Source organism: Limnospira sp. PMC 1279.21, assembly GCF_032349615.1.
Taxonomy (GTDB): Bacteria; Cyanobacteriota; Cyanobacteriia; order Cyanobacteriales; family Microcoleaceae; genus Limnospira; species Limnospira fusiformis.
This window is the reverse complement of sequence record NZ_JARPLU010000023.1, coordinates 11877-35605: the sequence shown is the minus strand read 5'-3', so window position 1 is coordinate 35605 and position 23729 is coordinate 11877. Positions and strand designations below refer to the sequence as shown.

16 protein-coding genes and 1 pseudogene are annotated in these 23729 nt (G+C 43.7%); 7 read left to right on the top strand and 10 right to left on the bottom strand.

Annotated features, from left to right (window positions below; all coding sequences use genetic code 11):
• Window positions 1-71 precede the first annotated feature (71 nt).
• The 5 genes from P5683_RS05650 to psb27 form a co-directional block, all read right to left on the bottom strand.
• Window positions 72-2936 (bottom strand): ATP-binding protein, encoded by a 2865-nt coding sequence (locus tag P5683_RS05650; RefSeq protein WP_315638936.1) that lies wholly within the window; start codon window positions 2934-2936, stop codon window positions 72-74.
• 74 nt (window positions 2937-3010) lie between these two features.
• Window positions 3011-4948: an ABC-F family ATP-binding cassette domain-containing protein gene (locus P5683_RS05645; RefSeq protein ID WP_315638938.1), complete on the bottom strand. Its 1938-nt coding sequence runs from the start codon at window positions 4946-4948 to the stop codon at window positions 3011-3013.
• Window positions 4949-5036: 88 nt separating this feature from the next.
• On the bottom strand, window positions 5037-5882 hold the full coding sequence (locus P5683_RS05640; protein ID WP_006626209.1) for a prohibitin family protein: 846 nt from the start codon (window positions 5880-5882) through the stop codon (window positions 5037-5039).
• Between the two features lie 78 nt (window positions 5883-5960).
• Entirely contained in the window at window positions 5961-7535 is a 1575-nt protein-coding gene (locus P5683_RS05635; RefSeq protein ID WP_006670453.1) for a family 10 glycosylhydrolase, read from the bottom strand.
• A gap of 87 nt (window positions 7536-7622) precedes the next feature.
• The gene (gene psb27 / locus P5683_RS05630) at window positions 7623-8021 is read right to left on the bottom strand and encodes a photosystem II protein Psb27 (RefSeq protein ID WP_006626207.1); all 399 of its coding nucleotides are present in this window, start codon (window positions 8019-8021) and stop codon (window positions 7623-7625) included.
• Window positions 8022-8092: 71 nt separating this feature from the next.
• On the opposite strand from psb27, the gene P5683_RS05625 reads away from it, so the two are divergent.
• Window positions 8093-13045: a PAS domain-containing protein gene (locus tag P5683_RS05625; protein ID WP_315641738.1), complete on the top strand. Its 4953-nt coding sequence runs from the start codon at window positions 8093-8095 to the stop codon at window positions 13043-13045.
• Between the two features lie 22 nt (window positions 13046-13067).
• Here the strand turns inward: P5683_RS05625 and P5683_RS05620 are convergent, their stop codons facing one another.
• From P5683_RS05620 to P5683_RS05600, 5 genes and pseudogenes are all read right to left on the bottom strand, one after another.
• A complete protein-coding gene (locus P5683_RS05620) occupies window positions 13068-14255 on the bottom strand; it encodes a methyltransferase domain-containing protein (protein ID WP_006670451.1) in 1188 nt (395 codons plus the stop codon).
• 145 nt (window positions 14256-14400) lie between these two features.
• On the bottom strand, window positions 14401-15942 hold the full coding sequence (locus P5683_RS05615) for a phosphomannomutase/phosphoglucomutase (protein ID WP_006626204.1): 1542 nt from the start codon (window positions 15940-15942) through the stop codon (window positions 14401-14403).
• 318 nt (window positions 15943-16260) lie between these two features.
• Window positions 16261-16437 (bottom strand): annotated as a pseudogene (locus tag P5683_RS05610) (diguanylate cyclase domain-containing protein).
• A gap of 15 nt (window positions 16438-16452) precedes the next feature.
• Window positions 16453-16632, bottom strand: coding sequence for a hypothetical protein (locus tag P5683_RS05605; protein ID WP_006670450.1), 180 nt, complete (start codon window positions 16630-16632; stop codon window positions 16453-16455).
• Entirely contained in the window at window positions 16607-16870 is a 264-nt protein-coding gene (locus tag P5683_RS05600; protein WP_162198536.1) for a histidine kinase, read from the bottom strand. Before P5683_RS05600 ends, P5683_RS05605 begins: the two co-directional genes overlap by 26 nt.
• A gap of 448 nt (window positions 16871-17318) precedes the next feature.
• Here P5683_RS05600 and P5683_RS05595 point away from each other — a divergent pair, with 448 nt between their 5' ends.
• The 6 genes from P5683_RS05595 (at window position 17319) to P5683_RS05570 (ending at window position 23627) form a co-directional block, all read left to right on the top strand.
• Complete coding sequence (locus P5683_RS05595; RefSeq protein WP_315638945.1) at window positions 17319-18488, top strand: class I SAM-dependent methyltransferase; 1170 nt, start codon at window positions 17319-17321, stop codon at window positions 18486-18488.
• A 293-nt stretch (window positions 18489-18781) separates the two neighbouring features.
• On the top strand, window positions 18782-19351 hold the full coding sequence (locus tag P5683_RS05590; RefSeq protein ID WP_187757882.1) for a PEP-CTERM sorting domain-containing protein: 570 nt from the start codon (window positions 18782-18784) through the stop codon (window positions 19349-19351).
• A gap of 402 nt (window positions 19352-19753) precedes the next feature.
• The gene (locus P5683_RS05585) at window positions 19754-20323 is read left to right on the top strand and encodes a PEP-CTERM sorting domain-containing protein (RefSeq protein WP_315638946.1); all 570 of its coding nucleotides are present in this window, start codon (window positions 19754-19756) and stop codon (window positions 20321-20323) included.
• Between the two features lie 441 nt (window positions 20324-20764).
• Entirely contained in the window at window positions 20765-21463 is a 699-nt protein-coding gene (locus P5683_RS05580; RefSeq protein WP_008054541.1) for a hypothetical protein, read from the top strand.
• Between the two features lie 338 nt (window positions 21464-21801).
• Window positions 21802-22927 (top strand): peptide chain release factor 2 gene (gene prfB, locus P5683_RS05575; RefSeq protein ID WP_108614951.1). Its coding sequence is split into 2 segments (ribosomal slippage): window positions 21802-21873 and window positions 21875-22927, totalling 1125 coding nucleotides; the frame shifts between segments, so codons are not numbered across the junction.
• Between the two features lie 88 nt (window positions 22928-23015).
• A complete protein-coding gene (locus tag P5683_RS05570) occupies window positions 23016-23627 on the top strand; it encodes a hypothetical protein (protein WP_006626196.1) in 612 nt (203 codons plus the stop codon).
• The last annotated feature ends 102 nt before the right edge of the window (window positions 23628-23729 follow it).

Sequence of the window (23729 nt, the reverse complement as noted above, 5' to 3'; positions counted from 1 at the left end):
TTATTGCTATAATTGAGGGGCGATAGTTAACGGGACTGGCTTTGATGATGGGTGGGACTATAGGGACAAGTTTAGGGGTTTAAAAGGTTATGAATTAGGTTAGATAAATGTTTTAATTTAATCGGTTGAGTTAGATATTCATTGGCTCCCGCTTCTCGTAATTTTTCCGGTTCGCCAGTGGTTTCTACAGCAGTTAAGGCAATAATTGGCAAGTTAGTTAACTTGAGATTTTGGCGAATATATTTAATGGCTGCTAAACCCTCAAGCACAGGTATTTGAATATCAATTACAACTAATTGGGGAGATTGGGATTCGATTAATGCGATCGCCTCCTGTCCATTTCTGGCTATCAATAAACTATAGCCTTTAGCTTCCAGATAACTAGACAGTGTAATCAAATGAGCCTCCTTCTCTACCGCCAGCATAATTAATGGAGACTGAGGATTTATTACATTCAAATAACTAGGCAATTCCCATCTATAACTATCGGGTAAGTTGCTCATATTATTTGAGGTTTCATTATAGGGTAAATAAACTGTAAAGCAGCTACCTTTACCCAGTTGACTGCTCACCTGAACACAACCGCCATGTAATTCTATGATTTGTTTAACCAAAGCTAATCCCAGTCCAGTACCACTATATTGACGATTCAGACTACTATCAATTTGGGTGAAAGGTAAAAACAGTTTATCTAAGTCATCGGGAGCAATCCCAATTCCGTTATCTATGACTGAGAAATAGATAGATTGAGGAGTGGAAATTGCCGGATTAGGAGATGGTTTTATGCCAACATTTAAGTTAATTTTACCAGCTTTATGGGTAAATTTTACCGCATTACTTAGCAAGTTAATCAGGACTTGACGCAGCCGCCGATTATCTACTTTGATGAAAGTTTTTTGTAATTGCTGGGGTATGTTACTCTCTATATTAATTTGTTTGGTAAATGCCAAGTGATTGACTAAAGTTAAACTAGAGTTACATAGTTCCTGCACTGATACTTCCGTTAGATATAGTTCGAGTTTCCCCGCCTCTATTTTGGACAGATCCAGAATATCGCTAATTAATTCTAGTAAGTGTTTACCACTTTTTTCAATCATCGCGATCGCATGATGTTGATTAGGGTTCAATGTCCCTAATATGCCTTGTTTTAACGCTTCCGACATCCCCAAAATCCCATTAAGAGGGGTACGCAGTTCATGGCTCATATTTGCCAGAAACTCATCTTTAAGGCGGGTAGCCCGGTCTAACTCGGCTACAGTTTTTTGTAATTTGATTTCCATCAATTTACGTTCACTGATGTCTACCACTACCCCATCCCAAAGAATATCGCCATTAGCTTGTTGTTCCGGTTGAGAAATACCCTGTATCCATTTTTTTTCACCAAATGGGGTAATCAATTTTCCTTCCCAAGACCAGGTGTTTAAGGTGCTTGCAGATAGCAAAATTGAGGATTTAAGAGAGATAAAATCTTCCGACTCAAAAAGTCTGAATAACTCATTAGCATCTCTGGTGATTGTATCAGCATCTAAACCAAAAATTTGTTGGCAGCGTTCACTAATATAGATAAAATTATGGGAGCCATCAGGATGCAAAACATATTGATATAAAACCCCCGGCATATTATTGGCAATGCGTGCAAATCTGTCCTCACTTTTCCTGATAGTGGCGGCGGCTTTTTGGCGTTCACGGAGTGCTGCTTGCTGTTCGCTAATATCCCGAATGACAAAAACTACCTCATGGTCACCACAGGGAGCCACCCGGACTTCTTCATGACGCAAAACCCCATCAATCACTACATCTTGTTCATAGGTTTGTAGGGTGTTAGTGGCTAGGGCTGTTTGCGTAACCTGACTATATTTCGCCGCAATAGGGGGGGGTAATAGTTCCTTGATTGAGTGACCAATGGCTAATTTGATGTCCACTAAATTTCCGACATATTCGGATGGATAAATAGCCAGATATTCCCCTTGGCTGTTCAGTCTAAATACTAGGTCGGGAATGGCTTGCAAAGTTGCCTTGAGTTGTTCTTGACTGCGTTGGAGGGCATTGTAGAAAGCCTTGCGCTGGGTAATATCATTGGAAATACCACAGAGGGCGTAGGGTTGCTGATTTTGGTCAAACAGGATAAACTTATGGGAGAGGAAAGTATAATTTTGGTCATGGATGGTCACCTCTTCCTCGAGCTGATGGAAGTGACAAGATTCAATTACTATGCGGTCATGTTTTTCAAAAACATCAGCGACTTCGGGTGGGTAAAAATCATGGTTAACTTTGCCAATGATATCTGCTAGAGTACAGTTAAATAATGTCAGAAATGCCCTGTTAACAAAGGTATGTCGTCCTTGTAAGTCTTTGACATAAATTACCGCCGGAGCAAAATTAAGCATTGCTTCTAACTTAGCTTCACTTTCTCTGAGGGCGGCGGTACGTTCTTCTACCCGCACTTCTAACTGTTGATTTAAGTCGGCTAAGGCTTGGGTAGTCCGATCGCGTTCAATAGCAATGGAGGCAATATGGGCGCTAAGGCGGAGAATTTCTAACTCTTGATTTTGGGGAGTGCGACAGGTCTTGAAATAAACGGTAAAAGTTCCTAAAACTTGCTGATCACTACCGATCGCCGGAGCCGACCAACAAGCACGCAATTGATGTTCTAGGGCTAAATGTCTGAAGTTTTGCCATAGGGGGTCTGTCGCAATATCAGCAACGATGACAATATCCCGACAAAAAGCAGCTTTTCCACAGGAACCAGCTTCGGGACCAATGATCATCCCATCTAAAGCCTGGGAGTAAGCCTTGGGCAAATTAGGGGCTGCGCCGTGGTGTAGTTTCCCGTGGCGATCGCATAGTAAAATCGAACAGAGTCCCCCCTGGAATTGCTTTTCCATTGACCGGGCTAGGGCATCAAGAATTTCGGGAAGCGGGTCTAACTTAGCCATGATAACTTCTGCTTTCTTGCTAAAGATGCTACGGTGAAATGGTGATTGTGCAAGCCTAGACCCCCTCCCTTATTTTAAGATAAACTGGCAATTTCTGCCAACTCCATCCATCTTTCTGTCGCCTGATCAATTTCCACTGTCAAGGACTCAACTTGCTGGTGTAACTCCTGCACCCGACTGACAGAAGTTGATGAGGCTTGGTAAAGTTCCGCCTCTAACTGCTGTTTTTTCTCCTCTAACTTAGCGATTTCTTTTTCCAGATTTTCATACTCTCGCTTTTCCTTAGAGGAAAGTTTGCGCCGCCCGTCTTTCCCCCAGGAATAGCGGGGGGATTTTTCCGGTTCTGGTTGGCTGGGGGTAGCCTCGACCTGCATTTGCTGTGACTGTGCTTTGGCGACTTCTTCCGCTTGTTTATAGTCCAAATAAACGGAATAATTACCGGGATATTGACGCAGGACTCCCTGAGACTCAAAGGCGAAAATCATATCGACGGTGCGATCTAAAAAATAGCGATCGTGAGACACGACGATCGCGCATCCATTAAACTCCTCTAAATACTCTTCCAACACCGAAAGAGTCTGCACATCTAAATCATTAGTCGGTTCATCTAAAATCAGAACATTGGGTGCTTCCATTAATACCCGTAACAGAAACAAACGCCGTTTTTCGCCGCCAGATAGCTTATTTAAGGGAGCATATTGTTGGGCGGGAGGAAATAGAAACCTCTCCAACATTTGGGAAGCGGTAATTTGGGTTCCGTCAGCGGTAGTCACATATTCTGCGACCTCTTTTAAATAATCAATAACCCGCTGATTTTCATTCATCGCTTCCAGCAGGTTATCACAATGTTGGTCAAAATAGCCAATATGAATAGTGCTGCCAATTTCCACAGTTCCCGAGTCCGGTTCAACCCGACCCGTAATTAAATCTAAAAGGGTAGATTTTCCGACTCCATTACTGCCAATAATTCCCACGCGGTCTTGGGGGTTAAATGTATAGGTAAAATCTTTAATTAAAGTTTTGTCATCATAGGATTTAGCAATATTCTTTAACTCAATTACCTTCTTACCAATGCGGCGACCGGGGGTCGAAATTTCGACTTTCCCGATGGTTGATTTAAACTCAACATCCTGCATTTCTTCAACTCGTTGAATCCGGGCTTTTTGCTTAGTGCTTCTGGCTTTGGGTCCTCGCTTTAACCATTCCAATTCTCGGCGCAAAACTCCTTTATGTTTATGTTGTTGGCTGACCGCTACATCTTCCATTTCGGCTTTTTTTTCCAAGTAATAGGAATAATTGCCGGAGTAGGTATATAAATCACCGCGATCGATTTCAATAATGCGGTTAGTGACCTTATCTAAAAAATAGCGATCGTGAGTAATTAAAAACAAAGCGCCCCGATAACTATTCAAATAATCCTGTAACCATTCCACAGACATAGCATCAAGATGGTTAGTCGGTTCATCCATTAATAAAACATCTGGTTCTCGCAATAGCGCCGCCGCCAAAGCAATACGTTTGCGATATCCTCCCGAAAGGCTGCCAATTTTGGCATCAAAATCCTCGATTCCCAATTTAGTTAAAATAATTTTTGCCTGAGTTTCCAATTCCCAAGCATTACTAGCATCCATGCGCTGCATAATTTCGGAAAAGCGAGTCATGAGGCTTTCATCATCGGGAAATTTAGCAATTTTTAAGGAAAGTTCCTCATATTCCTGAATCAGATGCAGTTTATCACCACTATCAGCAAAAACCTGTTCTAAAACGGTGTTATTTTCATCAAGTTCTGGTTGTTGCGGCAAATATATTAGTTTAATTTTCGGGTTAACCCAGAGTTGACCGCCATCAATATGTTCGCTACCTACAATCATTTTTAGTAGGGTGGATTTTCCAGAACCATTAGTTCCAATTAAACCCACTTTATCCATAACTCCTAAATTCAGGTTAGCATCCCTAAGAATTTCTTTAGTTCCGAAGTCTTTTTGAACTGATTGTAGAGTTAATATATTCATCTTTTAGCTAAGGGCTTTATTGGCAAATCTTAATAGTTTAAATAGGGGCGGATGCCCCTACTAGGAAATAACAACTGGGTGACAATGATTAGGATTTAGTTAGGTCGCCGACGTTAAATAAGAAGGGAACCTTACTTTTAGAATCACCCAAAATCAGGACTTTAGGCATTTGAGAACCCCCTTGTCGCCAAGCCTCGATCGCCTCTTTTTGCAGTACCAACTCACCACCTTGAGCCTTGAGAGTTTCGGCTAATAAGCGTTGAGCTTCCGCCCGACCCTTAGCGCGGTTAATGTCGGCTTGGGCTTGTTGTTCAGCTTCTTTAGCGACATAGACAGCCCGCCGCGCCCGTTGTTCAGCGATTTGTTTTTCTTCAACGGCGCGAGCAAATTCAGGGGAGAAAGTCAGATCGACAACACTGGTATCTAAAACAATAATGCCATATTTATCTAATCGTGACACCAGAGCCTCGTCAAAATCTGCTTTCAGTTCCTCCCGTTGAGTAATGGCTTCCTCAATGGTACGTTTAGCAGCGGCAATTTTAAAAGATTCCTGAGTTTGGGGCGCGACAATTTTAGATACCACATTTTGTAGAGTACCTTGTTCCCGGCGGACTTGCACGACATTTACGGGGTCAAGGCGGAAGTTGATGGCAAAACTAGCGGAAAGTTGCTGTAGATCCTTGGTGGAACTTTGGGCGGGAACTTCAAACTTCTGGACAGTGACATCATAAATATCGACGGCGGAAATTATGGGAGGCTTAAAGTGTAACCCCTCTAGTAGTGCGCCATCCTGGGCCTTTCCGAGAATACTTAACACGGCGGCTTGACCAGGATTAATAATTACAAAAGAATTAAGCCCAATCAGAATAGCCAGTGCGACGATAATTCCCAGAACAATGGCTGGTAAACCCTGTTGGGGTTGTGCGCTTTTCAAAGTTATAACTCCTTAGTTATGAACGACAGTATAGAAGAGGCTGGAAAGCATCATCTTCTAGTTTAAAGGTTTTGCCGATTACCGACATGATTGACGATCGCGTGTAAGTTGTGGTTCTTGCCAATCGTAGGAATAATGGCTGATTGACTGAATTTGGGGAATAGCATTGATAATGTCGCGCATCTGATGTTCTAGGGGGGGGCGGTTTTTAATGGATTTGCCCCAGTCTCCAGCGATCGCTGGGATAATTTTAGTTCCCGGTTGGGCTTGGTTAGCAACAGTTTCCACTTGTTCAACTATACAGCTTGTGGTGCCACAAACTCCATAGGCCATGGGATGCCATTCGATCGCACTAGGGAACCGATCCCAAGGTTGCAGCCGGGAATCAAAACCCTGTTCCCCAACGCGACGGTTAGCCTCCGGGAAAAACACCGCCCCAGCCGGAATGCCGCGTGATTGTACTGGCTGGCTAAACATATTTAAAAAGTCCAGAATCCCCTGTTGGGCGTGAGCCACACTCAACCGCCACAATTGTTGATTAAAGGTATTTCCCAGGCTGGGAATGCCACTGAGAGCGGGGAGGGCGGTTTCATCATGCCACAGGGGTGGTTTTTCTTGTGGCTGTGGTTCCTGTGGCTGTGGTTCCTGTGGCTCTGCTGGTGTTGGCTCGGTTGGCTCAGGATACTTTTGATTGATCTGATTAACATCATTTTCCGTGACAAAACCCTGGCTAACATAGCGTTGTAGCAGTTCCCGTCCCCGGTCGTTGTTGGCTCGTTGCAGCAAGGCGGACAGGGAAGCATCCCCATAAATCCATAAATCCTTAACCCGGCTGGCTACTGATTGAGGTCCCAAACCCCTGGGATAGCGAACATAGTCAAACAGAACACCACTGGGGCGACGGCTAAGGACGGCATTCAGGAGGGTATTAAAATCTTGTCGTGCGGTGGGATTATAGGGGTCAACGAAACCCTGATTGATGTAGCTTTCCCCAAAATCGTTGCTGGCGGTGCCGTCTAAATTCGCGGTGACGGTGGTTTCCCCACTACCATTGACGGCAAGGACTCCGGCGCGGTTAGGTAGTAGGGTGTAGGTATAACCAAAGTTGAGCATAAACATCCAGGCGTAAACCTGTAGCCCCCGTTGTCTGCCTTTTTCGATGGTTTGCGCGAGGAGGTCTACTTGTTCCAAGCCAGGCGATCGCATCACTGACGGCCAAGGGGTGGGGTTATTGGCCGCGGGAAGTAACACCTGACCGTCATAAAATACTTCTAGGTAAACTTGGTTATAGCCTTTGTTGATGATGTCATCTAACAGCTTTTCGATGGCTCCGGGTTGGGCATCACAGCTATATAGTCTTAACCATAAGGCCTGATTTTGGGGGCGGCTTTGCTGACGACAGCGATATACAGCTTGGGCGTGTTGAATCAGGATCTGGTTATATTGCTGTTGGGCGTTGCTATCCCCGGATAGAGCGCTTTGGCGCAGGCTTTCTTTAGAGGCGATCGCCTCTGGGGAGAGGCGACAAAAGGCTATGGTTTGCGATCGCCCTGGGCTAGTGGCCAACAGGCTTAATAATATAGCCCCTAACATGGGTTTATAGAGACTCAGCAGACGGTGAAGCCAATTTAAGGCGATCGGTGATTTAGCCATAGCACATATACCACATAAAAGCAACTCTTAATCATTACAGATCAGATTGAGTTGCCTCGGTTAATTTCCCCATCAGGTTAGCCGGAGTTAAGCGCCCCGTTTCACAGCCGCTTCTACTTGTTTAAACTCCTGTTCTAGTCTTTGCTTGAGTTTATCAGGAACGGGACGGTTAGGGTAGGAACTGTAATGACCTGCTAGGGCATTTAAGGCAGTCCGCATAGTAGTAAAGGAACTGGAAGTAGAAACCGCTGGGTCTCGACGGTAGCGGGAAGCGAAACTATTAATCAGGGTCCGGGCTTCCGCCTGGGCGGCGGCCTTTTCTGGGGCATCTTCCGGTAAAGCGATCGCAGTTCTCAAACTATTCACAACTGCTAAGGTATCCTGGCTATAATTTCCTGTGAGGCCATCGGGTGAGTTACCACAGCCCACCAGGGCAACGGTAACGACCATCAGTAGGGCAACCAGGCGAGAAACAAAGTATTTCATAAAAAGACTGTCAAAATAACCTAACTACAATCCTACCTCTAATTGCCAACAGCCACCCACATAGTCTGGTTGTGTTACCTAGAATAGCTATCACACCCTCGGCTTTCTTAGTTTTGTTTCCGGCTATTCGCCCATGGGATAATGTATTTGATGCCAGTGCCACAGAATCAATCCCTATTCACCATCTCCTAACTAAGCTAATGATTAGCCAAGATCTACTGTTCTCGAATTTGCCGTTATATAAGGCAATTGATCGACACCCACTGACGGCTTCTCCTGAAACTCCCTTAATGGGGGTCATCTCCATGATCAGCCCACAGCCAAAAAGTGACTCTGACAGGGAAACCCAGCCACACCGGAAAAGTTGCGTCCTGGCCGTAGAACAGGGAAAACTGGTCGGTTTAATTACGGAAAGGGATCTCGTGCGCCTGGCTACCCAATATCGCAGCTTTGACCATTTAACCTTAGCGGCGGTGATGACCCGCGATCTAGTCACCCTATCAATAGAACCCCATCAAGACATTTTTACTGCTATTACCCTGATGCGTCAACATCAGATTCGCCATCTTCCGGTTTTGTCGAAAACTGGTGAGCTGGTGGGATTAATTTCCACACAAACCCTGCGCGAGTGTTTGCAACCAGGGGATTTGTTCAAATTACGTCAAGTCGCCGAAGCCATGACGCGAGACGTGATCCATGCTACCCCTAACGCTTCTATTTTACATCTGGCTCAATTGATGGCGGAATATCGGGTTAGTTGTGTGGTCATTGCTGAACCCAAAATCGGGGATAGTTTCCTGTGCCATCCTGTGGGAATAGTCACAGAAAGAGATATTGTCAAGTGTTCAGCCCTGGATCTTAATTTTGATCGGATGATGGCGGCTGACATTATGAGTAGCCCTCTATGCTGTTTGCACCCCACAGAAAATTTATGGGTAGCCCATGAACTAATGCAGCAATGGGGAGTCCGTCGGTTAGTGGTGTGTGATGAACAACAGCAATTAGTGGGTATTTTGACTCAAACCAGTTTACTGCAAACTCTTAATCCCCTGGAACTTTATAATACCATTGAAGCCCTACAACAGCAGGTTAATAAATTACAAGGTGAACGGATCAAACAGATGCAAAATGACCACCATCAGACTCGCGAAGAACTGCAAAAACAGCGAGATTTGACCGAGGCTATCTTAGATACGGTTCCGGCTTTAATTGTGGTTTTAAATACCCAAGGTTACATCGTCAAATTTAATCAAGCCTGTGTGAAAATTACGGGATATTCTGGGCAAGAAGTTCAAGATCGACCGTTTTGGGAGATTTTATTAGTTCCTGAAGAAGTGAACAGCGTAAAAAAGGCGTTTGCGGATTTAACAGCGGGGAATTTTCCCAGTTATCATGAAAATTATTGGGTGACGAAAACAGGCGATCGCCGTTTAATTGCCTGGTCTAATACAATTTTATGTGATGATGGGGAAGTGGAATATATTATCGGCACGGGAAAAGATATTACCGAACGGAGACGGGCAGAAATTGAGTTAGAATCCCAGAAGGAAGCCTATCGCCAATTAGCATCATCCCTGGAAGAACAAGTAGAGTCAAAAACCGCTGAAATTGCGGAGAGTAAGCATCAACTAGAACTGGAAATTAATCAGGTAAATCAGATTCAAAAACAGCTAATATTTTCTCAAGAAAGATTGAATGATTTACTTAATTCAAGTTTGGCAATTATCTATAGCTCTGACCCGGAAACTATGCGGGTGACATTCATTAGTAGTAATGTGCAAAATGTCCTGGGATACACTCAGAAAGAATTCCAAGAAAGTGTCGAGTTTTGGGAAGAGAGAATTCATCCAGAAGACCGAGATTTTGCCTGGTCTAAAGTTCGTGAGGTTTTGAGGAAGGGGACATCTTTTTATGAATATCGTTTTCGCCATGGGGATGGTAGCGATCGCTGGATGCAAGAACATCTAAGGTTAGTATTAGATGCGGCGGAAAAACCCAGAGAAGTGGTGGGCTATGGTTTTGATATTAGCGATCGCAAACAAGCAGAAATAGCAGCAGCGGAACGAGAGGCGATCTTGTCTAGTTTCTATAATAGCACCAGCATGATGATGGGTGTAGTAGAACTCATAGATGGGGATATTATCCACATTTTTAGTAATAATGCAACGGCTGAATTTTGGGGTGTAAGTCCTGAATCTCTGAAAAATGCCCGGTGTAGTGAAATGGGTGTACCCGCCTCAATTATTGAGTTTTGGTCTCAACATTATCGGGAAAGTCAACAGCTTGGTAAACCGATTAAATTTGAGTATATTCACACCTTAAATAGCCAGGAACATCACTTATCGGTTACGATTTCGCCTATCCTCAATTCGGGCTTAGACAAGTTGAGGTTTTGCTACATTGCTGAGGATATTACCCAAGCCAAACAAACCGAATATCAATTATATAAAATCACTCAAGATTTGCTCAACTCTCAAAAAATAGCGGGGATTGGCACTTGGGAATATAATGTAAGTTCGGGTAAAATTACTTGGTCAGAAGAGGTGTTCCGGATTTATGGCATGGACCCGACCCAAGGGGAACCTACTTTAGCAGAATTACGAGAAAAAATGCACCCGGATGATCGCGATCGCCACGCGGAAGATGCCGAGCGATCGTTAACCTTGGGAGAACCTTTTTATACAGAATATCGTCTGGTTCGTCCCAGTGGAGAAATTCGTTATATTCAAGGTATGGGAGGGGTTGAACATGATGCAGAATGGCAACCATTACGCTTATTTGGCTCGGTAATTGATATCACCGAAAAAAGACAAGCAGAGATGGCTTTAAGTGCTTCTGAGGCTAAATATCGCCGTCTGATTGAACAAATGCCAGCGGCTACCTATACGGCGAATTTAGATGACAAATTTAGCATACTTTATATTAGTCCTCAAATTGAGCGTTTGCTGGGTATTTCAGCCAGTGAGTGGTTAAAAAATAGTAAGGATTGGCTGGAGTTAGTGCATCCAGAAGATCGCGATCGCCTGTTGGAGGAAATCCGTCAAGGTATCGAAGAAAATCAAGGCTTTAGTGTTGAATATCGGATGTTTTCGCGATCGGGAAATGTGGTCTGGGTGCGTGATAACGGCCAAGTTGTCCTCGATGACCAAGGCAACCCCACATTCCTCCAGGGAGTTATGATTAATATTACTGACAAGAAAGAGACAGAAATTGCCCTCCAAGAAAGCGAGGAAAAATTCCGTCAAATTGCTGAAACAGTGCGAGAAGTGTTTTTTATGACATCTTTTGATGGTCAAACAATTCTGTATATTAATCCTGCCTACGAGAAAATTTGGGGGCAAAGTTGCGCCAGTCTCTACGAAAACCCTCAACATTGGATTAATTCTGTACATCCAGAAGATCTACAGCGGGTGATAGAAGCATATCAGCGCCAGTTTCAGGATAAGTTGGTTTTTGATGAGGAATACAGAATCATTCGCCCTGATAGTACAATTAGATGGGTAGCAGCGCGGGTTTTTCCAGTCACTGATAAATCAGGAAAAATCTATCGTTGGGCGGGAATTGCCGAAGATATTACCTCCCGAAAACTCATGCTTGAACAACTCCAAAACAGTAAAACATTTATTCAGAAAGTTACTGATTATATACCCAATATTTTGTACATATGCGACCTCATCAAAAAGCGCAATGTTTATATCAACCGCAATATTCAAGATATCCTAGGATACACCTACGAAAAAATCCAAGAAACCGGAGGCACTTTACTCTATGAAATTCTCCATCCTGAAGATTTACCCATCATCGAAAAACACTTTCAAGATATGTCCAAAGCACAAGATGGTCAAATATATACCGTAGAATATCGCGTTCAAAAAGCCAATGGAGAATGGCGGTGGTTACTGAGTCGGGATCTCGTTTTTAGTCGCCATTCAGATGGACGGGTTCAAGAAATTTTAGGGACGGCTACAGATTTCACCGATCGCAAACAAACCGAAGAAATATTACACACTACTTATCAGCATCTCAAGCAAAAAAATCGGGAAATGGAAATTGTCAGCAAAATGATTGAATTTCTGCAAGCCTGCGATGCAGTTGAGGAGGGATATGAAGCGATTGCGGAATTTCTCAAACAGCTTTTTCCCGATTTTTCTGGGGCGGTATTGGTAATAGATCCTGATAGCCCGGAATCGTATTTAGAAGCGGTTTCTACATTTGGTGAACTCCCACATCAAGAGATAAAATTTCCTTTCAAAGATTGTTGGGCGTTACGAAGGGGAAAAATTCATGTCGCCAGTGACCAGCAACCGGGTTTATTTTGTAATCATATAAATTCTGAACTGCTACCTAAATATTCTTTATGTATTCCCCTAATTGCCAAAACCAAAATTTGGGGATTATTATACATGATTACTGAATCGTCTTTCGTTAATATGGAGTCTTCCGAACAACTAGGGCGCACTGTTGCTGATCAGTTATCTTTGGCTTTATTCAACTTGAAACTTCAGGAACAATTACGCCTAGAAAGTATCCGAGATCCTTTGACTGGACTCTTTAACCGTCGCTATCTGCAAGAAACGCTCAATCAAGCCTTAGCCAAGGCTCACCGCAAAAATCAACCCTTATGTATTATCATGATAGATATTGACCATTTTAAACACTTCAATGATACGTTTGGTCATGAAGCTGGGGACTTAGTTTTGCAAGAAATTGCTCATTTCATCCAAACAAATATCAGAAGTTCTGATACGGCTTGCCGTTATGGGGGGGAAGAAATGACGTTAATTTTGCCAGACACTACCCTAGAAATAGCGAGCGATCGCGCCCAGTTTTTATGTGAGGGAATTCGCGGATTAAAACGGCAACACCACAACCGAGATCTCGGTCAAATTACGGCTTCTTTTGGGGTGGCTAGTTTCCCAGAACACGCCCAAACTTTAGATGATTTACTGAGACTGGCTGATGATGCTTTATATCTGGCAAAAAACCAAGGACGCGATCGCGTAGTAGTATGGGAGTTTCTCTAATCAAATAGCTGATAATCAGACCCTAACAACAACTTGATGGAGAACAACAAGACTCGTCGTTATTAATATTAGTGACGTGGTAATTCTCACCTTTAGTTAGTTTAGGGTCGCGGATGGCATTTTGCCGACAATCAAATTCTTTAGCATCCTTTAGATCAATATTTTGATAGGGAGGAATGGGGATAATATCGTCACTGTAGGGACTCCTAGTATAGATGTTAAAGGTTTTATCACAAACTGCCATAGGTTGACCTCGATAAAGGGTATGACCATCATCATCAACTACCTGTTTCCAAGGTCCTTTATAAATTACTGCTTGATGGCGTTCTAAACAAGGACCTTCTTTCCCTTTGTAGGCGCAAACTGTGACAGACCGAAATTCAATGCCATCAATTACCTGCCAAGGTTCGGTCTGACGGGTTAAGATTTCGACCCCATAAAATCCGGCATTTTCAAACATTTGTAAAAATTCGTGTTCTTGAAAAGCGCCAGCAATGCAACCACTCCACAATTCGGGGTCGTTGATAATTGTTTCGGTGGGGGGTTCGTCACACACAATATCAGAAATAACCGCCCTTCCTCCGACTTTTAAGACTCGGTAAATCTCGGAAAATAGTTTCACTTTATCCTGAGATTTAACTAGGTTAAGCACGCAGTTAGACACGACTACATCCACAGTTGCATCAGGGATTAAAGGCTGGTTTTGGCGGAGGCGATCGCACATTGCCTCAAACCGGGATACATCTTCTATGGAGGTAATAGGATTATCATTTAACCAGGTTTGCACCATAGCCAAATTTAGCCCCAAATCCTGGATTTTTCCCTTAACAAACTCAGTATTTTTATAGCCCAACTTATCGGCAATTTCATCTTGATACTTACGGGAAAGCGCCAGCATATCATCATTAAAATCAACCCCAATTACTCGCCCATCTTTGCCGACTTTTTGGGCGATAATATAGCAATTTTTGCCAGCACCAGACCCCAAATCTACCACCACTTCCCCAGAATTAATATATTGGGTGGGGTCGCCACAGCCATAGTCTTTCTCAATAATTTCTGATGGCAAAATCTCCAGATAATTACCATTATATGATGTCGGACAACACAGGGAAGGCTGAACATCTTTCGCCCCGGCTTTATAGCGTTCTAAAACTTCATTTTCTATATCATAATTAACAGCAGTATTTGCCGATTTAGCTGGAGTCATGATTTAAGCATCCTTAGGTTGATGATATGGATCTATACACAGATAGGCTGTAATTCATGCCATAGCTTGATTATACTAGATCCGGTTAATTTCTGGGTTGGGGGGAATGCGCCAGCCACTATAGGTCTGACGCAGGAAATCAGAGTTATTTAATTCCCGAAAATGTCGAGATATCTAGGGAGTCGATACCTTGGAAAAACCCTAATAAACGGTTAGCAATTTTCGCCACGCCACCGACCACATTTGATTCAATATTTAACGGTAAAACCGGATCATGAAGGGATAGGCGCAATAAAAACCAGCCATCCTCGTCGGGGGACCCACAGGAAACCCGAACCCCCTCGTAGTTTTTGGGGACAATTTCCCAGTCGGTTTGTTGGGAGACAAACTGAGTGAGTTTTTCAATCACGTTATTACCTAATGATTTAAAATCATCATTTTGAATAGTGATCCGCACTTCTTCACTCTCGGCGGGTTCCTGTAAATTGGCAATTAAATCGGTGAGAGATTTACCTTTTAGGTGGGTTTTAGCTAGTTCAATTAACAGCTTGCTAACTAAATATGCACCATCATCTAAAAAGTAGTTCTCTTTCATAGCACCATGACCGGAAGTTTCAATCGCCAGCCAAGATTCCTGTCCGCTTTCATTAAGTCGTATGGCTTCATTAATTACATTTTTGTAACCGCGCTTAAAGCGATGATGAACCCCTTTTAATTCCTGCTCGATAAAATGAGTTAAGCCATCGGAAGTAATGGAATCAGTGACGATCGCAGAACCGGGATGTTCTCGTAAAACTATCGCCGAAATTAAGGCAATTAGGCGATTTCGGTTAAGTTCTTTCCCCAACTGATCAACGGCTGCACCCCGATCTACATCGGTATCAAAAATAATCCCAAAATCGGCTTTATTGTCAATAACCGCTTGACAAATTGACTGCATAGCCGCTTGATTTTCCGGGTTGGGAACATGATTAGGGAATGTGCCATCAGGGTCTAAAAATTGGCTCCCTGTGGTATCAGCCCCTAGGGGTTTTAAGACTTTTTCGGCATAAAATCCCCCCGCACCATTGCCAGCATCAACGATTATTTTTAATCCAGTTAAAGGCTGTTCCAAGTTGGTGGGATGATTGACACCTTGGCGAATGGTATTAACTAATCCTTCGGCATAGACAGAAATAAAATCATGTTGTATAATAGAACCAGGGGTGGGAGATTTGGCAAAATCGTTGAGTTTCGCTAACTCCAAAATCTCGGAAATATCCGGCTTTCCTAAGCCTCCTTGGGGGGTAAAAAACTTTAAGCCATTACGGTTAAAGGGGAGGTGGCTGGCGGTTAACATAATTGCGCCATCACATTCCCAGCCGGGGGTAACGGTACTCATAAACATGGCGGGAGTTGAGGCGATCGCCAAATCATAAACCTGAGCCCCAGTGGATATAATTCCCTCCATAACTGCTTGACTTAGCACAGGTCCAGATAGACGACTATCTCTACCTACCGCCATAGTTAATTCTGCGGTATTTTTACCCAGTTTTTGGCTGACCCAACTCGCGAAGGCTTTACCTAAGATAGTGGCAATTTCAGGAGTTAGGTTAACTGGTTCATTGGCTACACCTGCTATGGCGACTCCCCGAATATCCGACCCATTTTGTAGCTTTTTCCAGTCCCAATTAGCAACTTGATCCATAGTTAATTTATCCTGAATTGATAACTATACTATCCTATCATACTATAACTAGCAAGTGGTTATCAAAAAGTTAATGAATAATTAAGAATTAGCCCCGTTCCATTTTGCATACCATATAAGTATTGCGGCTTTTTTCTTGAGCTTGATATAGGGCAGACTCTGCGGATTTTAACAGTTCGGGGAGGTATTAATAGATGGAATTATGCTAGAAATACCCTGGCTAACAGTAATGCGATCGCTCACCAGAGAGGCAGGGGAATATTTAATTGTTGAATTGCCACCTAGATTCGCATAGCCACTTGTATAGCACCTTCGCAGTTAGTATTTGATCAAATAATGGCAAACTCTTCCCCCCCCATAACGAGCCACCAAATCCCCCGGACGCATAGCTGATTCTTGGATAGCTTGAGCTACTCTAATTAAGCAATTATCACCCGCTCAATGTCCGTAAGTATCGTTATATTTTTTCAAGTAATCGACATCACACAGAATCAAGGATAAAGGCAACTTTTACCGGTGCATACGCCGCCACTCCCGCCACCAAAATTCATGAAAATTGCCACGGTTTGCCAACTGAGTTAATCCATCTAAGCGCGCCAAACGGTCTAGTTTAAAATTAGCTTGTTTAAGTTGTTGATCAAGACCAGCCTGTGGCCGGGGAAAACTAAGTTGAGTAGCCACCGCTTGCATTAATTCCAAAATGAGGTGATAGAATTTGGTGGAGTAATTGCCGATTATAATAATTCTCCTCAACCATCAAAATCAGATGTTGACCACGCCGATTATTTACCCGAGGATAATCGTCTAATTTTGGCTGATAATTTTGATAAGTTTTAGCACCATTGTCCCTAGGGTGATGTTCTCGGACTAGCACATTTAATTTAAATTGAAAAGTAGTGCCATTGCCGACCTCCGAGAAAATTTCCATCTCCGAACCCATTAGCTGTAGATATTTTGGACAAATAGTTAACCCCAAGATAGCACATTTTTGAACTGTAGGGACAAAAAGGGCGATCGCACCATCAAGAAGCCATGGTAAAAACTTAATAAATCGTCAATTTGGGGGTGACAGTCTCCGGGGTAAGTTCTGGAAAAACAAAGCCACCTCGGGGCTATTCCCATTAATCCCCCACAGTCGCTGACCTAAAGCATCACCCCAATGGGGAGGTTAACCGCATTGACCATTATGATGGGAATCAAGTTTAACGGAAAAATAAAGCCTCCCAAATATGGGGATATCTTGGTAATAGAAGACTAGGGGAAATTGGGGAGGAAATCCCCTATTCCGGGGATTATTCCACTACCATATAAATCATTAGGTTGGGGAAAATTTCTATGATATAATGGGAAGTTGTGGGCGGAAATTTTGGTGATATATGGTATCTGTAACCCTGGTCGATCGCATTAGTCAACGAATTGGCAACCATCCCCAAAATCGGATTACTTTTGCGGAGTATATGGAGATGGCACTCTATGACCCCAAACAGGGCTACTATAACCATAACTCCCCCCAAATAGGCGCACAGGGGGACTTTTTCACTTCCCCTCACCTAGGTTCAGATTTTGGCGAGTTACTAGCTGAACAGTTAGTAGAAATGTGGGAAATTTTGGGAAAGCCGGAACCGTTTACCTTAGTGGAAATGGGGGCGGGTCAAGGAATTTTAGCTGCGGATATTATCGGCTATCTGCAAGGACAATATCCCCAAGTTGTCGGGGTATTAGATTATGCGATCGCCGAAAAATCCACGCGACTAAAAACCGAACAACAGCGGCGCTTTCAGCAATTGGGCGCACCCTTTACCCAAATCCGTTGGTGTGATTTAGATGAAATTGCCAACCATTCAATTACCGGATGTTTTTTCTCCAATGAATTAATCGACGCTTTCCCGGTGCATTTAGTCACCCGCCAGAATAATCAATTACAGGAAATTTATCTAACCACTACCGGGTCAAAATCCGATTACCAATTAGCCGAAGTAGTCGGGGAACTTTCCACCCCCCAACTAGCTGACTATTTTCGGTTAGTCGGTATTGATTTATTATCGGAGGCTTACCCGGAAGGCTACCGAACCGAGGTTAATCTAGCCGCTTTGGGGTGGATAGAAACTGTGGCTAGAAAATTGCGGCGGGGATTTGTGCTAACTATTGATTATGGCTATAGTGCCGATCGCCTTTATAGTCCGACCCGCCGGGAAGGAACCCTACAATGTTACTATCAACATCGCCATCATAATAACCCCTATATATATATAGGTGAACAGGATATAACCGCCCATGTAGATTTTACCGCCTTACAGCAAAAAGGGCGATCGCTGGGACTCCAAACCATCGGCTTTACCCAACAGGCTTTATTTATGATGGCTTTGGGATTAGGCGATCGTATAGCCACCGTTTCCGAAGGCCCAAAAATTTCTCAAGTATTACGGCGGCGGGAGGCTTTACATTCCCTAATTGACCCCATGGGATTAGGTAACTTTGGGGTTCTGATCCAGGGTACCTTCTCCGAAGATGTAAAACTGAGGGGGTTAAGTTCACCTCAATGGTAGAAAATTGGACCATATCTAGCTACTCTCACTAAAATTTCCCCCGCAAAAAAAAATCGCATATAAAAAAAAGTCAATTATTAATTAGTTTTTGTCTACATCTAACAATCTTTGATCATCATGGGTTAATTTTCCTGAATTCATGAAGCCAATGTAAACCTTATGTAAAGATACTGTAAATCAGTAGAAACACTGAAGAAATAATGGGTCATCTCCTGTATAATAATTACTATATTGAAACAGCTAACCTCCTCGTGTTTAGTGCTTAGTTAAATTTATATTTTGGGAGGACGGAAATGAAAGTTAGATTTTTAAATATCACCACAGCCGCAGTTTTAGCCACTGGCTTAGTGTCCGCCTTTGCACCGGATGCCATGGCCAGACCTGGCAACCCCGCTGTTTGTCAGGATAATATTTTTGGTGGTTTGTTTGAAGAGTGTCGGCAAGTATCTGGTGGACCCGCTGGAAATGACAATGCTACTCGCATTGCAGCGCTATTTGACCGAGAAGTAATTGCCGATTTCAAAGTTGATGCCAGCAGTGGCCAGGTCGCAAATGTTTTCGACATCAACAGCACTGGAGAAGGTTTCGGGACTATGAACTTCCTCGACTCTACACTGGCTAATTCTACCTTTGCCTTTGTGCTGAAAGGTGGTAACGGTTTTGCAGCTTATCTGTTTGACGGTATTAGCCAACTAACTGATTTAAGCTGGTCAACTGGTGGCCCTGGTCTGTCTCACGCCACTCTGTATGTGTTCGATAGCAAGGATCCAGGCCCACAACTTCCTGAACCCGGAACCCTGTTAGGTGTAGCCGCCATTGGTGGTTTACTGGTAGGCCATAAATTGATGTCTCGCAAAAGCTAGATGAATTAGCATCCCTACTCAGCTTCAGAAATTAGGCATAATAACCCGGTGATCTGGTCTTTAATAATTGCCGGGTTATCTCCTTTTCCGGGTTCTGCTTAGGGCTCGAGAAAATAGGACTATGCTGTAGTTAACCTTCCGGCTATTTTATAAGTCAAAATAATCTGATATTATATATATCAGTCAATTATTCCATGTTTTTTGTATAAAGCTAATAGTATTTTATTGGTTGTGTTGGCAGCGGATAGAATTTAAAGCAAATGTAAGCCTTATGTAAAGATACCGTAAAATCCTTAAACAACTATAGACAGCCCTAGTTAGGTTAGATATGATAGTTAACAGTAAAGGAAAGCAACACCTTGCTTCCTACCCCGCCCAACCTAGATTTTTGGAGACCAGCAGATGAAAGTTAAATTTTTAAATGTCGCCACAGCGGCAGTTTTAGCCACTGGCTTAGTGTCCGCCTTTGCACCGGATGCCATGGCCAGACCTGGCAACCCCGCTGTTTGTCAGGATAATATTTTTGGTGGTTTGTTTGAAGAGTGTCGGCAAGTATCTGGTGGACCCGCTGGAAATGACAATGCTACTCGCATTGCAGCGCTATTTGACCGAGAAGTAATTGCCGATTTCAAAGTTGATGCCAGCAGTGGCCAGGTCGCAAATGTTTTCGACATCAACAGCACTGGAGAAGGTTTCGGGACTATGAACTTCCTCGACTCTACACTGGCTAATTCTACCTTTGCCTTTGTGCTGAAAGGTGGTAACGGTTTTGCAGCTTATCTGTTTGACGGTATTAGCCAACTAACTGATTTAAGCTGGTCAACTGGTGGCCCTGGTCTGTCTCACGCGACTCTGTATGTGTTCGATAGCCCAATTCCCCCAATACCAGTTCCTGAACCCGGAACCCTGTTAGGTTTAGTAGCCATTGGTGGTGTGATGGTTGGTCAAAAAGCCATCTCTCGCAAAAGCTAGATGAATTAGCATCTCTACTCAACTTCAAAAACTAGGGACAATAACCCGGTGCTATGGTCTTTAAGACTAATTGCCGGGTTATCTCCTTTTCGGGGTTCTGTGGAGAGTCAGGCTCTGGCGGTTAAGTTCACGGGAATCATAGAAAATACGACTATAGTTAGTTAGGATAACTAGAATTTCCGCAATTAAAGAAGTTTAAATAAACTGATAATATCTATTAGCGTCAATTATTAACTGTATTGCATCCATAAATGATAGGATTGGATAGCGGATACTTTACTTAACAGAAACTTAAAGTAAGTGTGAGCATTATGTAAAGATCCTGTAAATCAGTACAAACACTGAAGACGGCTCTGGTGGTGTTGGGTATAATGGTGAACAGATAGGGAAACAAGCGCCATGTTTCCAGCCTAGTCCCACCTAGATTTTTGGAGAGCCAAGATGAAAGTTAAATTATTAAATATAGTAACTTCCGTAGTTTTAGCCGCTGGCTTAGTGTCCACCTTTGCACCGGATGCCATGGCCCAAGGCAACTCTGGCAACCGTGGCAACTCTGGCAACTCTGGCAACTCTGGCAACTCTGGCAACACTGGCGGTGGCAACACTGGCGGTGGCAACACTGGCGGTGGCAACACTGGCGGTGGTGGTAGCAACCTTGCTACTTGCCAAGACAATTTGTTTGCGGGATTAACTTACGTCTGCCAAGATAGTTCTGGAAATGACAATGTTTCTGCCATTGAATCTATGTTTGGTAAAACAGTAATCGATGGTTTTAGACTAGACGACTACAAAGTTGATGCCAGCAGTGGTTCTAACGCCTTTTTCACCATCACCAGCACCAGTGAAGGTAAAGGGACTCTGACGTTTTTTGATGATAGCCTCAGAAATTCCACTTTTGCCTTTGTGATCAAAGGTGGTCCAGGTTTTGCGGCTTATCTGTTTGACGGGATCGACCAATTAGAGAATTTAAACTGGGAAACAGGAAGACCTGGCTTGTCTCATGCGACTCTGTATGTGTTCGACACCCCCAGCAGCAGACCAGGCGGCCGGACAGAAATTCCCGAACCGGGAATGCTGTTAGGTTTGGTAGCCGTTGGCGGTATGATGGTTGGTCAAAAAGCGATCTCTGGCAAAAACTAGACGTTAGTTAGTAGGAACAATTTAGATCTTGACTGAGCTTCCAAAACTAGGCGATAGATTAGATATCAGGGTTGATTATTGTATTCGCCAAATCACTTGTCACATTCAGGCTGTGTAGGAGCAGGTTCTAAGATTGGTTTTCGGTTCGGAGGGGGTTTTGTAAACTGACCCCCACAGGAAAAAATAGGCATCTACTAAAAATCACTAGGTATATATTCATATTGGCGTACCAACCCGGTAGTGAGTCTGTGGGACATCATTACCGGGTTTTTGACTGTTTCTGATTAGCAAATAGCGCTATAATCGCTAGATACTGTGCTGAGTGTGTAACGATCGCAATGGAAGTGGCAGAGATTAAACGAGAAATCGAATTGTTGGCAGACCGCCTGGGTAAAACCCAGGAGTATCTTTGACGTACCCGCCATTGAAGCCAAAATTCAAGACTTGGAACAATTAGCAGCCCAACCGAACTTTTGGGATGATCAAACCCAGGCACAAAAGACGCTCCAGACTTTGAGTGACCTTAAATCGGTTTTGCAACAACAGCAGGACTGGCGAAAGACGCTGGAAGATACTGGGGCGATCGCAGAGTTACTAGAGTTAGAGGATGATGAGTCCCTACGACAGGAGGCTGAGTCTAATGTAGTCCATCTCGGTCGGGATATCGATCGCTGGGAGTTACAGCAACTGCTATCGGGTCCCTACGATCGCAGTGGGGCGGTTTTGACCATTAACGCTGGGGCGGGGGGTACGGATGCCCAAGACTGGGCGGAAATGCTATTACGAATGTACACCCGTTGGGGGGAAGCCCAAGGCTATAAGGTCCACCTGGCGGAAATTTCGGAAGGAGACGAGGCGGGGATTAAATCTGCTACTTTGGAAATGGAGGGACCCTACGCCTATGGCTATTTAAAGGCAGAAAAAGGAACCCATCGCCTGGTCAGAATTTCCCCATTTAACGCCAATGGTAAACGCCAGACCAGTTTCGCGGGAGTGGAAATCATGCCGATTCTGGATGAAGGGGCTATAAATTTAGATATCCCGGAAAAAGACCTGGAAATTACCACGTCTCGCGCTGGGGGAAAGGGTGGTCAGAATGTCAATAAGGTGGAAACGGCGGTCCGCATAGTTCATATTCCCACGGGGATAGCGGTTCGTTGTACGCAGGAACGTAGCCAACTACAAAACCGGGAAAAAGCCATGGCTTTACTGAAAGCTAAGTTATTGGTCGTGGCGCAGGAACAAAGGGCGCAGGCGATCGCAGAAATTCGCGGCGACCTGGTAGAGGCGGCTTGGGGAAATCAAATCCGCAACTATGTATTTCATCCCTATCAGATGGTTAAAGATTTGCGGACTGGTGAGGAAACGACGGCTATTAATGATGTGATGAATGGTGAATTGGATGGGTTTATTCAAGCCTATCTACGCCAAGAAAATCAGGTGATTGATAATCAGTCTGCTTAGTAAATCAGGAGTTCCGGGAGGAGTCAATTAATAGTTAATTACTAATTGTTATGGGCTGCCTCCCGCTGCCTTTTAGGGGATAGTTTCCATGTCCAAAGTTTATACTACACAGGAACTGCTACACATTTTGCAAGAGGAGAAAAGGGCTTGTTTAAACGGTAAAAGACTGAATTTAAAGGCGACCCCTGGGGTGGGAAATCCGGTGATTGATCACTTTTTGAAACCTGATGCTATTCAGAAGTTTACCGCCTATCAGGATTTTAAGGCGGCGGTTCATGAATATCAACGGGAAAATCAGGTTTCTGGGATTGTGTGGCGACAGATACAAGTGGCAGAAATTAGCCTAGATTATCCGATGATTGGAGAACAACTGATTGCTTTACCAGAAGATTTGGCAATTCTCAAACAGGCTAAGGATAGGTTGATTGATTTCTGGTATCGGGTGACGCAAAATATGGATTTATATTTGAGTCTGAATGGTGGGAAAAATCACCGCAAAATTAAGGGTTCTGATATAGATGCGATCGCCCAAAGGACTGAGTGGGCTTGTGTTTGGAAGTGGGAAAAATCCCATTTCTTAGAGATGTTGTTACAATTGGGTTGGGGACAGCCAGGAGAAGCCTCGGATCGGCGGGGATGGCCGGATTCTGGTAGTGAATATATACACGCTGTGCGATCGGGTAAATTACCTATTTGCTAATTCATGAAGCGGTATTATCCGGCTATCATAGCTATAATAAATAATAGACTTTAATGGTTAGGTGATGTTATGAATTATACTCCATCAGGTTCTCAGACAATT

Bases quoted from the DNA above. Each gene is read 5' to 3' on its own strand.
- P5683_RS05635 (WP_006670453.1), bottom strand. From the start codon at position 7,535: ATGGCTAAATCACCGATCGCCTTAAATTGGCTTCACCGTCTGCTGAGT.
- P5683_RS05585 (WP_315638946.1), top strand. From the start codon at position 19,754: ATGAAAGTTAAATTTTTAAATGTCGCCACAGCGGCAGTTTTAGCCACT.
- P5683_RS05570 (WP_006626196.1), top strand. From the start codon at position 23,016: ATGTCCAAAGTTTATACTACACAGGAACTGCTACACATTTTGCAAGAG.
- P5683_RS05580 (WP_008054541.1), top strand. From the start codon at position 20,765: ATGAAAGTTAAATTATTAAATATAGTAACTTCCGTAGTTTTAGCCGCT.
- P5683_RS05600 (WP_162198536.1), bottom strand. From the start codon at position 16,870: ATGGAAATTTTCTCGGAGGTCGGCAATGGCACTACTTTTCAATTTAAA.
- P5683_RS05615 (WP_006626204.1), bottom strand. From the start codon at position 15,942: ATGGATCAAGTTGCTAATTGGGACTGGAAAAAGCTACAAAATGGGTCG.
- P5683_RS05620 (WP_006670451.1), bottom strand. From the start codon at position 14,255: ATGACTCCAGCTAAATCGGCAAATACTGCTGTTAATTATGATATAGAA.
- P5683_RS05650 (WP_315638936.1), bottom strand. From the start codon at position 2,936: ATGGCTAAGTTAGACCCGCTTCCCGAAATTCTTGATGCCCTAGCCCGG.
- P5683_RS05645 (WP_315638938.1), bottom strand. From the start codon at position 4,948: ATGAATATATTAACTCTACAATCAGTTCAAAAAGACTTCGGAACTAAA.
- P5683_RS05590 (WP_187757882.1), top strand. From the start codon at position 18,782: ATGAAAGTTAGATTTTTAAATATCACCACAGCCGCAGTTTTAGCCACT.
- P5683_RS05605 (WP_006670450.1), bottom strand. From the start codon at position 16,632: ATGCAAGCGGTGGCTACTCAACTTAGTTTTCCCCGGCCACAGGCTGGT.
- psb27 (WP_006626207.1), bottom strand. From the start codon at position 8,021: ATGAAATACTTTGTTTCTCGCCTGGTTGCCCTACTGATGGTCGTTACC.
- P5683_RS05595 (WP_315638945.1), top strand. From the start codon at position 17,319: ATGGTATCTGTAACCCTGGTCGATCGCATTAGTCAACGAATTGGCAAC.